The organism is Streptomyces sp. 17_S59 (assembly GCF_056930295.1).
This window is the reverse complement of the sequence record NZ_JBXOWD010000001.1, coordinates 1,195,585-1,210,612: the sequence shown is the minus strand read 5'-3', so window position 1 is coordinate 1,210,612 and position 15,028 is coordinate 1,195,585. Positions and strand designations below refer to the sequence as shown.

Sequence of the window (15,028 nt, the reverse complement as noted above, 5' to 3'; positions counted from 1 at the left end):
CCCGTGCCTGCCTGGCACGGGCCCTCGGCTTTTGTCGTACGAGCGCTGAGCGGTACGGTCAACGGTTGAGAGCACAAGTAGAGAGGGCGTCGATGGCGATTGCCAAGGCCGAGCGGCTGATGAACCTGGCGCTGTGTCTGCTGAGCACGCGTCGTCCGCTCAGCAAGGGGGAGTTGCGCGCCTCGATCGAGGCCTACATCGAGACGGCCGCGCCGTCCCCCGACGGGGAGCCCGCCAAGGACGACGCCTTCAACCGGATGTTCGAGCGGGACAAGGAAGACCTGCGCGAGCTGGGCCTGATCATCGAGACCGTCGAGGGCCTGGACGGCGAGACCGGCTACCTCGCCCGCCGCGACAGCAACCGCCTCCCCCCGATCACCCTCGACGTCGAGGAGGCCGCCGCCCTCGGCCTCGCCGCCCGGGTCTGGCAGCAGGCCCGCCTCGCCGGCGCCGCCAGCGGCGCGCTCCAGAAGCTGCGCGCCGCCGGGATGCCGCTGGCCGAGGACCCGTACGGCAGCCACAGCGCGCTCGAGACACGGATCCCCGTGCACGAGGCGGCCTTCGAGCCGCTGATGCTCGCCGCCCGCGACCGGCGCCCCGTCGTCTTCGACTACCGCAAGGCCAACGCCGCCCGTCCCGAGCAGCGCAAGGTCGAGCCCTGGGCCCTGGAGTGCTGGCGCGGCCACTGGTACCTGGCGGGCTGGGACCGCGACCGGCAGGCCGAGCGGGTCTTCCGGATCTCCCGGATCACCGGCCGGGTGCGCTCCCGTGCGCTGCCGTTCACCGTGCCCGTGCCCGACCACGTCACCGTGCGCGAGACGGTCGAGAGCTGGGCGGGCGAGACCGCCACCGGCACGGCCCGGATCAAGGTCCGCTCCGGCCACGGCTATCCGCTGCGCGCCCGCGCCACCGCCACCCGCGACGCCGGCGGCGGCTGGGACGAGCTGGAGATCCCGTCCGGGCACGGGCTGGACGCCTGGCTCGTGGAGTTCGGCCCGGACGTGATCGTGCTGGAACCCGCCGAGCTGCGGGCCGAAGTGATCGACCGGCTGCGCGCCGTCGCCAAGGGCTGAGAGGAACGGGACCGACTCCACATGGCCACCAACGCCATCGACCAGACCCGGCGCATGCTGTCCCTGGTCACCTACCTGAGGGAACGACCCGGCGCCCGGGTCGCCGACGTGGCCCGCGCCTTCGGGATCACCGAGGACGAGCTGATCGGCGACCTCGACGTGCTGCCCATGTGCGGCACCAGCTTCCGGGGCGGCGACCTGCTCGACATCGACACCGACGGCGACCGCATCTGGTGGCACAACCCCGACGCCTCCGGCACCAGCACGGGCGAGCCGCTGCGGCTGGCCGCCGACGAGGCCACCGCGCTCCTGGTGGCCGCCCGCGCCGTCGCCACGCTGCCGGGGCTGCGGGAGAGCGACCGGCAGGCGCTGGTCCGCGCCACCGCCAAGATCGAGGCCGCGGCCGGCGAGGCGGCCGAGGCCAGCTCCCGGCTGTCGGTCACCTTCGAGTCCGAGGGCGGCGTCTTCGCCGACGTCGACCGGGCCATCGCCGAGCGCCGCCGGGTCTGGCTGCGCTACTACTCGCCCGCGCGCGACGAGCTGACCGAGCGCGAGGTGGAACCCATCCGGCTGTTCGCCGTGGGCCACACCTACATGGAGGCGTGGTGCCGGCTCTCCGAGGCCCGCCGCACCTTCCGCCTGGACCGGGTGGCCGAGATCCGGATCCTGGACGAGCCCTCCGACCCGCCGCCCGTCGAGCTGCGGGATCTGTCCGAGGGGCTGGTGCAGCCCTCCGTGGAGGACCCCGAGGTCGTCATCGAGGTGGGCCCCGGCGGCCGCTGGGTCGCCGAGTACTACCCCCACGACAGCGCCGAGGAGCTGCCGGAGGGCGGCCTGCGGATCACGCTGCGCACCCCCGACCCGGCCTCGCTGCGCCGGCTGGCGCTGCGGCTCGGCCGGGACGGCCGGATCGTCTCCCCGGCCGAGCTGGCGGACAGCGCGCGGGACGCCGCCCGCGAGGCGCTGGCGGCGTACGGAGAGTGAAGGGACAGCGGACGGTGAACGGCCTCGGAGCAGGAGCGGGTGTGAGGGACGTGACGGACGGGAGCAGGGTGGTCGACGGCGCGGTCTTCAAGGCCGCCTGCCCCGACTGCCGGGGCTGCTTCGAGCTGGCCGCGGGCGCGCTGCGGCTGGCCATCGGCGCCAGCGACCGCACCACCTTCTACTCCTTCACTTGCCCCGACTGCGGCTCGGCGGTGCGCAAGCCGGCCGGGGAGCGGATCGTGGAGCTGCTGACCGGCGGGGGAGTGCGCACCCTGCGGCTGCACATCACCGCCTGACCCGGTGCCCGCACCGGCGCCCGACCCCGGCATTCCCGGACGTTCCCCTGCATTTCGGTTTCCCTCGATAGGCTCGCCCCATGTTCTGGCCCATGCTCGCCATCGCCCTCGGCTTCTGCGGTCTCGCCGTGCTCGGCGTGCTCACCGCACGCGTCTTCGCCGAGGTGCGGCGGCTGTCCCGGCAGGTGTCGGAGGCCTCGCTGCGGATCGCCCGGGCCGCCGAGGACCTGGAGCGGGCCGCGACCCCGCTGGCCGCGCAGCTGCCGCACGAGCGCTGAGGGACGGTCCGCGCCCTCCTGTGCTCCGGGGGCGGACGGTACGCTGGTGCGGCGGCCCCGAGGACGAGGCGGGGGGCCGTCCCGGGAGTACGCACAGGGATTGCCCAGCGTTTACCCCTGCGCGTTACGATCGCTGCGGTACGGCCGATGGGCATATTTGTCCGGACAGCCACCCAGCAGCCCCACCCCCATCCCGCTTCGGTGAGAAGGTACACGCATATGTTCGGTCGGCTCGGCGCTCCCGAATTGATCCTGCTCCTCGTCGTCGTCGTTCTGCTGTTCGGCGCGAAGAAGCTTCCCGACATGGCGCGCTCCCTCGGCAAGTCCGCCCGCATCCTCAAGAGCGAGGCCAAGGCGATGAGGTCCGAGGGCCAGGACAACGCCTCGGCCCCCGCCGACCCGCCCGCCGAGCAGCCGGCCCCCCGCACGATCAAGGCCGCGCCCGGTGACGTCGCCTCCCGCCCGGTGGCCGAGCCCACCGACCGTACGACGCAGCGCTGACCCAGGACAGACCGAGACGGGCGCCGTCGGCGCCCGCCTGCCGCACGAGATAGGGACGTGGGTTGCCCAAGCCTGCCCGCAAGAAGGAGAAGGACCCCGAGGGGCGCATGCCCCTCGCGGAGCACCTGCGTGAACTGCGCAACCGCCTGGCGAAGGCAGTGCTGGCCATCGTCGTGGTCTCCATCGTCGCCGCGTTCTACAACAAGCAGATCATGGACTTCCTGTCCAGCCCCGTGCCCAAGTGCCCGGGACGCGATCTGGCCGAGAGCCACGGCGGCAACTGCGCGGTCCTGACGTTCAACACCCTGGCCTCGCCGTTCACCACCGTCGTGAAGGTGTGCCTCCTGGTGGGCGTCACCGTCTCCTCCCCGGTCTGGCTCTACCAGCTGTGGGCGTTCCTCGCACCCGGCCTGCACAGGAACGAGAAGAAGTACACGCTCGCCTTCGCGGCGACGGCCGCCCCGCTCTTCGTCGCGGGCGCCTACCTGGCGTACATGATCATGCCGACCAGCATGCGGGTGCTGCTGAGCGTCACCCCGGAGACCGCGGCCAACACCCTCGGCCTCAACGACATCCTCGACTTCACCGTCCGGATGATCCTGGTCTTCGGCCTCTCCTTCGAGCTGCCGCTGATCCTCGTGATGATGAACCTGGTCGGCCTGGTCACGGGCAAGACCATGGTCAAGTGGTGGCGCGGCGTCGTGATGGGCACCTTCGTCTTCGGCGCGGTGGCCACCCCCAGCACCGACCCGTTCGGCATGTGCGTCCTGGCCGTCCCGATCAGCCTCCTGTACTTCGCCGCCGTCGGCTTCGCGATGCTGAACGACAAGCGCCGTGAGCGCCGCAACCCCGACCGGCTCCTCGACGACGACGAGGCCGCGCCGCTCGACCTCACCCCGCAGTCCATCGGCGACTCCGAGCCCCGGCCCCGGCTGCCCGAGGAGCCCGCGGGCACGCACCGCGGCAGCGGATACGACGACGTGACCTGATCTGATGCCCTGGAGGGGCGGCCGCCCGCCCGGCGGCCGCCCCTTCGTCGTGCCCGGACCCGGCGACCCGATAGGGTCCCCCGGGTGACCAGCGACCTCACGTTATTCGTCAACCCCACGGCGGGCCGCGGCCGTGGCGCCCGCGCCGCGGCACCGGCGGCACGCGAGCTGCGGGTGGCCGGGTACTCCGTGCGCACGGTGCTGGGCGAGAACGCCCAGGACGCGCTGCGCCGGGCCCGTGAGGCGGTCGCCGGCGGGACGGGCGCCCTGATCGCGGTCGGCGGGGACGGCATGGTCTCGCTCGCGCTCCGCGCCGTCGCCGGGACCCTCACCCCGCTCGGCGTGGTGGCCGTCGGCACCGGCAACGACTTCGCCCGTGCCTGCGGGCTGCCCGTGGGCGACCCCGTGGCCGCGGCCCGGGTCGTCGCCCGCGCCCTCAAGGGCGACGGCGGCCGGCCGGTCGACCTCGGCAGGGTGGGGGAGACCTGGTTCGGTACCGTCCTCGCCTCCGGCTTCGACTCCCGCGTCAACGACCGGGGCAACCGGATGCGGTTCCCCACCGGACGGCTGCGCTACGACGTGGCGCTGCTCGCCGAGCTGGCCGCGCTGCGCCCGGTCCCGTACCGCATCCGGCTCGACGACGGGCCCGAGCAGCACATCGAGGCCACGCTGGTCGCGGTCGGCAACGGCGGCTCGTACGGCGGCGGCATGCGCATCTGCGCGGACGCCCGGCTGGACGACGGGCTCTTCGACGTCACCGTCGTGGGCCCCTGTCGCCGCAGCACCCTCCTCAGGGTCTTCCCGAGGGTCTACCGGGGCACCCACCTGTCCCACCCCGCGGTGACCACCCACCGTGCCGCGAAGGTCACGCTGCACGCCGAGGAGACCACCGGCTATGCGGACGGCGAGCCCCTGGGCCCGCTGCCGCTCACGGCCGAGACCGTGCCCGGGGCCGTGCGGCTCCTGGGAGCGCGATAAAGATCGGGTGTCTGTCAGGGGTCCCCGGTAGGCTCGTCATCAAGATGACCGAGGACATGTCCCCTGCTGAGCGCTATGCCGTGGCACGGCAGCGCGCCACGGAGCAGGCCACCGCGCTCGCCCCCTTCCGCGAGATGTACGACTTCGAGCTCGACCCCTTCCAGATAGAGGCCTGCAAGGCCCTGGAGGCGGGGAAGGGGGTGCTGGTCGCGGCGCCGACCGGCTCCGGCAAGACCATTGTGGGCGAGTTCGCCGTCCACCTGGCCCTCACCCAGGGCCGCAAGTGCTTCTACACCACGCCCATCAAGGCGCTTTCCAACCAGAAGTACAGCGATCTCGTCAGGCGCTACGGCGCCGCCAAGGTCGGCCTGCTGACCGGCGACAACAGCGTCAACGCCGACGCCCCGGTGGTCGTGATGACCACCGAGGTCCTGCGCAACATGCTCTACGCGGGCTCGCAGGAGCTGATCGGCCTCGGCTACGTGGTCATGGACGAGGTGCACTACCTCTCCGACCGCTTCCGCGGCGCCGTCTGGGAGGAGGTCATCATCCACCTCCCCGAGTCGGTCACCCTGGTCTCCCTCTCGGCCACCGTCTCCAACGCCGAGGAGTTCGGCGACTGGCTGGACACCGTGCGCGGCGACACCCAGGTGATCGTCTCCGAGGAGCGGCCCGTCCCGCTGTGGCAGCACGTGCTCGCCGGGCGGCGGATGTACGACCTGTTCGAGGAGCGCACGGACCACGGCGGCCGTGGCGCCGCCCGCCGCGAGGTCAACCCCGACCTGCTGCGCATGGCCCGCATGGAGAACAGCCGCACCTACAACCCGCGCGAGCGCCGCCGCGGCAAGATGGTGCGCGAGGCCGACCGCGAGCGCGAGCGCCGCCAGCGCAGCCGGATCTGGACGCCCAGCCGGGTCGAGGTCATCGAGCGGCTGGACGCCGAGGGCCTGCTGCCCGCCATCACCTTCATCTTCAGCCGGGCCGGCTGCGAGGCCGCCGTCGCGCAGTGCCTCTACTCCGGCCTGCGGCTGAACGACGACGAGGCACGGGCCAGGGTCCGGGCGATCGTCGAGGAGCGCACCGCCGCCATCCCCACCGAGGACCTGCACGTCCTCGGCTACTACGAGTGGCTGGAGGGCCTGGAGCGGGGCATCGCCGCGCACCACGCGGGCATGCTGCCGACCTTCAAGGAGGTCGTCGAGGAGCTGTTCGTCAAGGGCCTGGTCAAGGCCGTCTTCGCCACCGAGACGCTGGCGCTGGGCATCAACATGCCCGCGCGCACCGTCGTGCTGGAGAAGCTCGTGAAGTGGAACGGCGAGCAGCACGCGGACATCACCCCCGGCGAGTACACCCAGCTCACCGGCCGTGCCGGGCGGCGCGGCATCGACGTCGAGGGGCACGCGGTGGTGCTGTGGCAGCGCGCCATGGACCCGGGGGCGCTGGCCGGCCTGGCCGGTACGCGCACGTACCCGCTGCGCTCCAGCTTCAAGCCGTCCTACAACATGGCGGTCAACCTGGTCTCCCAGTTCGGCCGGCACCGCTCGCGGGAGCTGCTGGAGACCTCCTTCGCCCAGTTCCAGGCGGACAAGTCGGTCGTCGGCATCTCCCGGCAGGTGCAGAAGAACGAGGAGGGCCTGGCCGGCTACCGCGAGGCCATCCGGTGCCACCTGGGCGACTTCGAGGAGTACGCGCGGCTGCGCCGCGAGCTGAAGGACCGCGAGACCGAGCTGGCCAAGCAGGGCGCCGTGCAGCGCCGGGCCGCCGCCGCGGCCGCGCTGGAGCGGCTCAAGGCCGGGGACGTCATCCACGTGCCCACGGGCAAGTTCGCCGGCCTGGCGCTCGTCCTGGACCCGGGCGTGCCCGCCGGGCGCACCGACCGCCACCGGGGCTTCGACCCCCACGACGGGCCGCGCCCGCTGGTGCTCACCGCCGAGCGGCAGGTCAAGCGGCTCGCCGCGATCGACTTCCCGGTGCCGGTGGAGCCGCTGGAGCGGATGCGCATCCCCAAGTCCTTCAACCCGCGCAGCCCGCAGTCGCGCCGCGACCTCGCCTCCGCGCTGCGCACCAAGGCCGGGCACATAGTCCCCGGCCGGCACCGCAAGGACCGCTCCGCGGCCGCCGACGACACCGGGATCGCCCGCCTTCGCGCCGAGATCCGCAGCCACCCCTGCCATGGCTGCGACGAGCGCGAGGACCACGCCCGCTGGGCCGAGCGCTACCACCGCCTGCACCGCGACACCCGCCAGCTGGAGCGGCGCATCGAGGGCCGTACGAACACCATCGCGCGCACCTTCGACCGGATCTGCGCGCTCCTGACCGACCTCGACTACCTCCACGGCGACGAGGTCACCGAGGACGGCCGCCGCCTGGCCCGCCTCTACGGCGAGCTGGACCTGCTGGCCTCCGAGTGCCTGCGCGAGGGCGTCTGGGACGGCCTCAAGCCCGCCGAGCTGGCCGCCTGCGCCTCGGCGCTGGTGTACGAGGCCCGGGTCGCCGACGACGCGGTGCCGCCGAAGCTGCCCGCCGGGGCCGCGAAGGAGGCCCTCGCCGAGATGGTCCGCATCTGGGGCCGGCTGGACGCCCTGGAGGAGCAGCACAAGATCAACCAGGCCGAGGGCGTCGGCCAGCGCGAGCCCGACCTGGGCTTCGCGTGGCCCGCGTACCGCTGGGCGTCGGGGCACGGCCTCGACGAGGTGCTGCGGGAGATCGAGATGCCGGCGGGCGACTTCGTGCGCTGGTCGAAGCAACTGATCGACGTACTGGGCCAGATCGCGGCGGCGGCACCGGCGGGAAGCCCGGTCGCGCGGAATGCGCGCAAGGCGGTGGACGGTCTGCTGCGGGGCGTCGTGGCGTACTCGTCGGTGGGGTGAGGCTTCGCCTCGGCCGCCGGGGGCTGGGGTGGGTTCGGCACCGCCGGGTACGCAGCCGGTGGCTGATCGCCGTTGCGGCGGGTTGGGATTCCCCAGTCCCGCCCCTTCCCGAAACCGGGGCTCTGCCCCGGACCCCGGGGCGGAGCGGGTACGGGGAACAAACTCCCGCCGCAGCGGCGCGCAACCACAAGGGCGGCACCCGGCGGTGCCTAACCGGCCGTCAGCCCCAGCAGATCCCGCGCCGGCCCCACAGGCCGATGGCCCGTCGGCCAGACCGCACGCAGCGCACGCCGCAGCGCGAGCCCGGCCACCGGGATCTCCACCAGCCGCCGCGCCCCCAGCTCCTCCCCGATCGCCAGCTCGCTCAGCACCGACGGCCCCGCACCGCTGACCACCGCCGCCTTCGCGGCCGTCGTCGAGGCGAGTTCGAGCAGCGGCTCCGCGGCGCCGCCGTGGGCTGCCAGCGCCGCGTCCAGCACCTGGCGCGTACCCGACCCCCGCTCGCGCAGGACCAGCGGCGTGGCCGCCAGCTCCGCCGCGGACAGGGGGGAACGGCGGCGCGCCCACGGATGGCCCGGTGCCGTCACGACCACCAGCCGGTCATGGCCGACGACCGCCCCGTCCAGCCCCGGCGCCACGTCCAGCCCCTCGACGAAGCCCAGGTCAGCCTCCCCGGCGAGCAGCCGCTCCGCCACCGCCGCCGAGTTCCCGGCGAGCAGCGACACCGCCGTGCCCGGCCGCTCCGTGCGGAGCGCCATCAGCCACCGGGGCAGGAGGTACTCGGCGATGGTCATGCTGGCGGCCACCCGCAGCCGGGAGTCGCGCCGCCCGCGCAGCGCCTGGGCCCCGGCGTCGAAGGCCTCGGCGGCCTCCACGATCCGCCGGGCCCAGTCCGTGACCAGCACCCCCGCGTCCGTCAGCCGCGACCCGCGCGGCGAGCGCTCGACCAGGGCGACGCCCAGCATCCGTTCCATGGCGCGCACCCGCCCGCTCGCCGCGGGCTGGGTGATGCCCAGCTCCCGGGCCGCCCGCCCGAGGCTGCCCAGCCGGGCCACTGCAAGCAGCAGCTCCAGCGCCCCCAGGTCGGGCACCCGGTGCGCCAGCGGCACACGGTCGAACCTGTCGCTCATAACTCCAGCTTATGCCCTCATAGACACAAAGCCCCTGGTGAGCGTGGTGGGCGCGCGCGATCGTGGCCTCATGACCACGCCAGCGCGCACATCCCCCTTCCGCTACCTCGGCCCCAACTGGTACGCCACCGTCATGGGCACCGCGATCGTCGCCTCGGCCGGCGCGGCCCTGCCGGTGCGGACGGGGGCGCTGCGCGGGGCGTTCGAGGCCGTGTGGGGGCTGGCCGCGCTGATGCTGCTCGCGCTGCTGGCCGCGCGTGCCGCACACTGGGCACGCCACCGGGACCAGGCCGGGCGCCATCTCGACGATCCGGCCGTGGCCCCGTTCTACGGCTGTCTGGCCATGGCACTGCTCGCGGTCGGCGGGGCCACGCTCTCCGTCGGCGCCGGGGCGATCGGCGAGCGGGCCGCCGTGGCCGCGGACGCCGTGCTGTGGACGACCGGCACCGCCGTCGGCCTCGTCGCGGCGGCGGCCGTCCCCTGTCTGATGGTCACCCGGCACCGGATCGAGCCGGGCGACGCCTCCCCCGTGTGGCTGCTGCCCATCGTGGCGCCCATGGTCTCCGCCGCCCTCGGCCCCGCGCTCGTACCGCACCTGCCCGCCGGGCAGTGGCGGGAAGCGATGGTGCTGGGCTGCTACGCGATGTTCGGGGCGAGCCTGCTGGCCACGCTGCTGATCCTGCCGCTGCTCTTCGGCCGGCTGGTGCACCGCGGGCCGCTGCCGCTCGCGCTGACGCCGACGCTGTTCCTGGTACTCGGCCCGCTGGGCCAGTCCACGACGGCCGTGAACAACCTGGCCGATGCCGCGCGGGGCGCCCTCCCGGCCCCGTACGCCGGGGCGGCGGCGGGCTTCGCCGTCCTCTACGGCACGCCCGTGATCGGCTTCGCCCTGCTGTGGCTGGCGCTGGCCGCGGCGATGGTGGTCCGCGCCTTCCGGGACGGGATGGGCTTCGCGATGACCTGGTGGGCGTTCACCTTCCCGATCGGCACGTGCGTCACGGGCGCCGCCGGGCTGGCGCGCCACACCGGCCTGGACGCCTTCACCTGGCTGGCAGTGGGCCTGTACGCGCTGCTGGTGGCCGCCTGGGCCGTCGCCGCGGCCCGTACCGCGGCCGGTCTGGTCAGCGGAAGGCTGCTCGCAGCGCCTCGCCCAGCACCCGTGGCGCTTGTGCCAGCGACGGCCCGTACCACGTGAGGTGACGCCCGCTGAGCAGCGCGCACGGCAGGCCCGGGAAGGACTCCGGGCCGTCGTCGCGGGTGAAGCGGTAGGGCTCGTCGGGCAGGACGACCAGCTCCGCGCCGGATGCGTTCAGCCGGTCGAGCGGGATGCGGGGGTAGCGCTCGGCGTGCCCGGCGTGGACGTTGGCCACGCCGAGCCGGGCCAGGACGTCCCCGGCGAAGGTGTCCCGGCCGAGCACCATCCACGGCCTGCGCCACACGGGCACCACGGCGGGCCGCAGCGGCCCGGCGGCGGTCACGTCGCGCCAGGCGTCGCGCGCGTCGTCCAGCCAGCCGGGCCGGGCGAGCCCGCAGCCGCGCACCAGGACCCGCTCCAGCTCGGTGAACGCCTGCTCCAGCGTGCGGACTTCGGTGACGAGCACGTCCAGCCCGGCGGCCCGCAGCGCGGCCAGGTCGGGGGCGCGGTTCTCCTCCTCGTTGGCGAGGACGAGATCGGGCGCAAGGGCGGCGATCCGCGCCACGTCGGGGTTCTTGGTGCCGCCGATCCGGACGACGCCGAGCCCGGCCGGGTGGTCGCACCAGTCGGTGGCGCCCACCAGCAGGCCGGGCGCGGTCCCGGCCACGGCCTCGGTGAGCGAGGGGACCAGGGAGACGACACGGCGTACGGCGGGGCGGCCGCTCGGTGACCTCATCGCCCCACCGTACGCCGTGCGCACGGCTGTTCGTCAGGCCGTGACGGGCGCCAGCTTGTCGGCGAGGCCCGGGTGGGCGTCGAGCCAGCGGCGGGCGGACTCCTTCTCCTTGCCCTTGCCGCCGTTCTGGATCCCGGCTTCGAGCGAGGAGAGGTCCTTCTCCGACATCTTGAAGCTCTTCACCCAGTCCGCGACCTCAGGGAAGTCCTTGGCGAAGTCCTTCTTGCCGACGGCGTGGATCTGCTCGCCCTCGCCCCAGGCGCCCTTGGGGTCCTTGAGCTTCTTCAGCTCGTACTTGCCGTAGGCCCAGTGCGGCGACCAGAGGGTGGTGACGACGGGCTCCTTGCGGCTGATCGCCCGGTCCAGCTCGGCGAGCATCGTGGAGGTGGAGGACGAGACGACCTTGTACTCGCCGTCCAGGCCGTACTCCTTGAGGACCTTGTCGTTGAGCTTGGCCATCATGCCGGCACTGGACTCGATGCCGACGATCCTCCCGCCGAACATCGCGGACTTGCCCTTGAGGTCGGCCAGGGAGTCGATGCCCTTGACGTAGGCGGGCACGGTCAGCTCCAGGGAGGTGGGGCCGTACCAGGTGCCGAGGTCGGTGAGCTTGTCACCGTAGCGCTCCATGTACTGCTGGTGCGTCGTGGGCAGCCAGGAGTCGAACTGGACGTCCATCTGGCCCTGCGCCAGCGCGGTGTACAGGGGGCCGGGGTCGAGCTGCTTGACCTCCGGCTTGTAGCCGCGGTCCTCCAGGATGTTCTGCCACAGGTAGGTGGAGGCGACGGCCTCGTCCCAGGGGAAGTAGCCCAGCTGGATGCGCTTGCCGTGGCCGACGTTCTTGCCCGCGGCCACGCTCTGCCGGTCGCCGCCGCCCCCCGCGACGTTCATGCCGCCCGCGACGAGCGCGAGGACGACGACGCCCACGGTGGCGACGGCCGTGCCCGGCCGGTAGTTGAGGACCTTCGGCGCGACACCGCGCGCGGCGGCGGCCGACTTGGCGGCGGCGCGGCGGCCCAGCGGGGAGACCTGCTTGCCGAGCGCGCCGGTCATGCGGTCCAGGTACATGGCGAGGACGACGACGGCCAGGCCGCTCTCCACGCCGCCGCCGATGTTCACCTGGGTGACGGCCGCGTACACGGACTCGCCGAGGCCGCCGGCCCCGGCCATGCCGGCGATGACTACCATGGACAGCGCCAGCATGATGACCTGGTTGACGCCCGCCATGATGGTGGGCAGCGCCAGCGGCAGCTGGACCCGGGTGAGGATGTCGCGCGGCGCCGTGCCGAACGCCCGGGCCGCTTCGACCAGTTCGCCGTCGACCTGGCGGATGCCCAGCTCGGTCATCCGCACGCCGGGCGGCATCGAGAACACGATGGTGGCGATCAGGCCGGGGATGGGCCCGATGGAGAAGAACATCACGCCCGGGATGAGGTAGACGAAGGCGGGCATCGTCTGCATGACGTCCAGGACGGGCCGCAGCACCCGGCTCACCCGCCGGTCGCGGGCGGCCCAGATGCCCAGCGGCACCGCCATCAGCAGGGTGATGACACTGGCGACGAGCACCAGCGACAGGGTCTCCATGGCCTTGTCCCACAGGCCGAAGGAGTCGACGAGCGCGAGTCCCGCGAAGGCGAGGACGGCGGCGAGCAGGCCGCGCAGCCACCAGGCGACGACGGCGAGGATGCCCGCCATGAGCAGCGCGTCCGGCGCGCCGAGCACCGCGTTCACGCCGTCGTACATGCCGGTCAGGACGGTGTTGACGGCGTCGAAGAGCCAGGAGAGGTGGGACTGGAGCCAGTGCACCGCGCTCTCGGCCCAGCTGCCGAGCTTGATCCTAGGCACGGGCGGTCACCTCCTCCTCGGGGGCCGCGGCAAGCGGGGCGGGCACCTGCGGCTGCTCGCCCAGCGCGGCCAGCAGCCGGCCGGAGGTGACGACGCCGGCCGGCTCGCCGTGCTCGTCGGCGACGGTGACGGGCGCGCCGCCGCGGGACAGGGGGGCGAACAGCTCGGCGACGGGCGTGGCGGCGGCGACGGTCACGGCGCCGTCCGGGACGGCACCGGCCGACTTGTCCATGATCGAGCCGGCGGTGAGCACCCGGGAGCGGTCGACGTCCTGGATGAAGGAGGCGACGTAGTCGTTGGCGGGCCGCACCAGGATGTCCTCGGCGGTGCCGTTCTGGACGATCCGGCCGTCGCGCATGACGGCGATGCGGTCGCCGAGGCGCATGGCCTCGTTGAGGTCGTGGGTGATGAACACGATGGTCTTCTTCAGCCGCTTCTGCAGGTCCAGCAGCTGGTCCTGCATGTCGCGGCGGATCAGGGGGTCGAGTGCGCTGAAGGACTCGTCCATCAGCAGCAGGTCGGCGTCGGTGGCGAGCGCGCGGGCGAGGCCCACGCGCTGCTGCATGCCGCCGGACAGCTCGTCGGGCCAGGAGGACTCCCAGCCCTTGAGGCCCGCGAGTTCGAGGGCCTCTGCGGCCCGCTCCTCGCGCTCCTGCCGGGGGACGCCGCGCACCTCCAGTCCGTAGGCGGCGTTCTCGAGCACGCTGCGGTGCGGGAACAGGGCGAAGTGCTGGAAGACCATGCTGATGTTGCGCGAGCGCACGTCGCGGAGTTCGCGCGGGGACAGGGCGGTCAGGTCCCGCCCGTCGTAGAGCACGCGTCCGGAGGTGGGCTCCAGCAGGCCGTTGAGCATGCGCAGCAGCGTGGACTTGCCGGACCCGGAGAGGCCCATCACCACGAAGATCTGGCCGGCCTCGACCTCGAACGACGCGTCGATGACGGCTGCGGTGGTGCCTTCGGCGCGCAGCTCGTCGCGGCCGGCGCCGTCGGCGAGTCGCCGGACGGCGGCTTCGGGTCGTCTGCCGAACACCTTGTACAGGTGGTCGGCCTTGAGCCTGGACACATAAACCTCTCGGGTCGAACTCAGCACGGCTCCGCTCCCCCGCGGGCGGAGCCACTCCGGCACCGCGCCTGCCCCAGGTCATTCGGGGCAAACGGAACAGTGATCCAGTTCACATGTCGGCGGGGTGCGCTGTCAGTGGGGTGCGGCATGATCGAGCCGTGACCCGACGCCTGATGCTCCTCGACACAGCCTCGCTGTACTTCCGCGCCTACTTCGGGGTGCCGGAATCGGTGAAGGCCCCGGACGGCACGCCCGTGAACGCCGTGCGCGGCCTGCTGGACTTCATCGCCCGCCTGGTCCAGGACCACGAGCCCGACGACCTGGTCGCCTGCATGGACTTCGACTGGCGCCCGCAGTGGCGGGTGGAGCTGATCCCCTCGTACAAGGCGCACCGCGTGGCCGAGGAGATCGAGGGCGCACCCGATGAGGTAGGGGCCTCCCCGGCGAAGCCAGGGGAAGAGACCCCGGACACGCTCTCCCCCCAGGTCCCGGTGATCGAGTCGGTGCTGGACGCGATCGGCATCGCCCGGGTCGGCGCGGTCGGGTACGAGGCGGACGACGTGATCGGCACCCTGGCCGCACGGGCGGCCGGCCCGGTGGACATCGTCACGGGCGACCGCGACCTGTACCAGCTGGTCGACGACCGGCGCGGGGTGCGCGTGCTGTACCCGGTCAAGGGCGTGGGCACGCTCCAGGCGGTCGACGAGGCGGTGCTGCGGGAGAAGTACGGCGTGGACGGGCCCGGCTACGCGGATCTGGCCCTGCTGCGCGGCGACCCCAGCGACGGGCTGCCGGGCGTGCCCGGCATCGGCGAGAAGACGGCGGCCAAGCTGCTGGCCGCCTTCGGCGACCTGGCCGGGATCCTGGCCGCCGTCGACGACCCGGCGGCGAAGCTGAGCCCGGCGCAGCGCAAGCGGCTGGCCGAGGCCCGCCCGTATCTGGCGGTGGCGCCCAAGGTGGTGCGGGTCGCCTCGGACGTGCCCCTGGCGCCCTTCGACGCGGCCCTGCCGTCCGCGCCGCGCGACCCGGAGGCGCTGGACGCGCTGGCGGCGCGCTGGGGACTGGGCGGATCCCTTCAGCGATTGCTGTCCACTCTCGAACGGTGACCTGTTAGGTTAGGCAGACCTAACTTTTATCAGGGGATCAGGGG

14 protein-coding genes are annotated in these 15,028 nt (G+C 73.3%); 10 read left to right on the top strand and 4 right to left on the bottom strand.

Features of this window, described 5'->3' with window-relative positions:
* Positions 1–92 precede the first annotated feature (92 nt).
* From AC1Z4A_RS05150 to AC1Z4A_RS05115, 8 genes are all read left to right on the top strand, one after another.
* On the top strand, positions 93–1,073 hold the full coding sequence (locus AC1Z4A_RS05150) for a helix-turn-helix transcriptional regulator (RefSeq protein ID WP_483676631.1): 981 nt from the start codon (positions 93–95) through the stop codon (positions 1,071–1,073).
* A 21-nt stretch (positions 1,074–1,094) separates the two neighbouring features.
* Positions 1,095–2,057 (top strand): helix-turn-helix transcriptional regulator, encoded by a 963-nt coding sequence (locus AC1Z4A_RS05145; RefSeq protein WP_483676630.1) that lies wholly within the window; start codon positions 1,095–1,097, stop codon positions 2,055–2,057.
* Between the two features lie 41 nt (positions 2,058–2,098).
* A complete protein-coding gene (locus tag AC1Z4A_RS05140; protein WP_483676629.1) occupies positions 2,099–2,353 on the top strand; it encodes a hypothetical protein in 255 nt (84 codons plus the stop codon).
* An 80-nt stretch (positions 2,354–2,433) separates the two neighbouring features.
* The gene (locus tag AC1Z4A_RS05135; RefSeq protein ID WP_483676628.1) at positions 2,434–2,631 is read left to right on the top strand and encodes a hypothetical protein; all 198 of its coding nucleotides are present in this window, start codon (positions 2,434–2,436) and stop codon (positions 2,629–2,631) included.
* Between the two features lie 219 nt (positions 2,632–2,850).
* On the top strand, positions 2,851–3,132 hold the full coding sequence (tatA, locus tag AC1Z4A_RS05130; RefSeq protein ID WP_483676626.1) for a Sec-independent protein translocase subunit TatA: 282 nt from the start codon (positions 2,851–2,853) through the stop codon (positions 3,130–3,132).
* A gap of 62 nt (positions 3,133–3,194) precedes the next feature.
* A complete protein-coding gene (gene tatC / locus AC1Z4A_RS05125) occupies positions 3,195–4,121 on the top strand; it encodes a twin-arginine translocase subunit TatC (protein WP_483676625.1) in 927 nt (308 codons plus the stop codon).
* Positions 4,122–4,205: 84 nt separating this feature from the next.
* On the top strand, positions 4,206–5,099 hold the full coding sequence (locus AC1Z4A_RS05120; protein WP_483676624.1) for a diacylglycerol kinase: 894 nt from the start codon (positions 4,206–4,208) through the stop codon (positions 5,097–5,099).
* A gap of 44 nt (positions 5,100–5,143) precedes the next feature.
* Positions 5,144–7,969: a DEAD/DEAH box helicase gene (locus AC1Z4A_RS05115; protein ID WP_483676623.1), complete on the top strand. Its 2,826-nt coding sequence runs from the start codon at positions 5,144–5,146 to the stop codon at positions 7,967–7,969.
* A 209-nt stretch (positions 7,970–8,178) separates the two neighbouring features.
* Here the strand turns inward: AC1Z4A_RS05115 and AC1Z4A_RS05110 are convergent, their stop codons facing one another.
* Positions 8,179–9,099 (bottom strand): LysR family transcriptional regulator, encoded by a 921-nt coding sequence (locus AC1Z4A_RS05110; protein ID WP_483676622.1) that lies wholly within the window; start codon positions 9,097–9,099, stop codon positions 8,179–8,181.
* Between the two features lie 70 nt (positions 9,100–9,169).
* Between AC1Z4A_RS05110 and AC1Z4A_RS05105 the strand changes: the two genes are divergently transcribed.
* Positions 9,170–10,294 (top strand): TDT family transporter, encoded by a 1,125-nt coding sequence (locus AC1Z4A_RS05105; protein ID WP_483676621.1) that lies wholly within the window; start codon positions 9,170–9,172, stop codon positions 10,292–10,294.
* Here AC1Z4A_RS05105 and AC1Z4A_RS05100 read toward each other — a convergent pair.
* The 3 genes from AC1Z4A_RS05100 to AC1Z4A_RS05090 are packed head-to-tail and all read right to left on the bottom strand — an operon-like array spanning position 10,221 to position 13,878.
* Positions 10,221–10,970, bottom strand: a complete 750-nt coding sequence (locus AC1Z4A_RS05100) for a helical backbone metal receptor (protein ID WP_483676620.1) — start codon at positions 10,968–10,970, stop codon at positions 10,221–10,223. The genes AC1Z4A_RS05105 and AC1Z4A_RS05100 overlap by 74 nt on opposite strands.
* 33 nt (positions 10,971–11,003) lie before the next feature.
* Positions 11,004–12,815, bottom strand: coding sequence for an ABC transporter permease/substrate binding protein (locus tag AC1Z4A_RS05095; protein ID WP_483676619.1), 1,812 nt, complete (start codon positions 12,813–12,815; stop codon positions 11,004–11,006).
* Entirely contained in the window at positions 12,808–13,878 is a 1,071-nt protein-coding gene (locus AC1Z4A_RS05090) for a quaternary amine ABC transporter ATP-binding protein (protein WP_483676618.1), read from the bottom strand. Before AC1Z4A_RS05090 ends, AC1Z4A_RS05095 begins: the two co-directional genes overlap by 8 nt.
* Before the next feature lie 173 nt (positions 13,879–14,051).
* Here AC1Z4A_RS05090 and AC1Z4A_RS05085 point away from each other — a divergent pair, with 173 nt between their 5' ends.
* A complete protein-coding gene (locus AC1Z4A_RS05085) occupies positions 14,052–14,984 on the top strand; it encodes a 5'-3' exonuclease (RefSeq protein ID WP_483683506.1) in 933 nt (310 codons plus the stop codon).
* Positions 14,985–15,028: the final 44 nt, after the last annotated feature.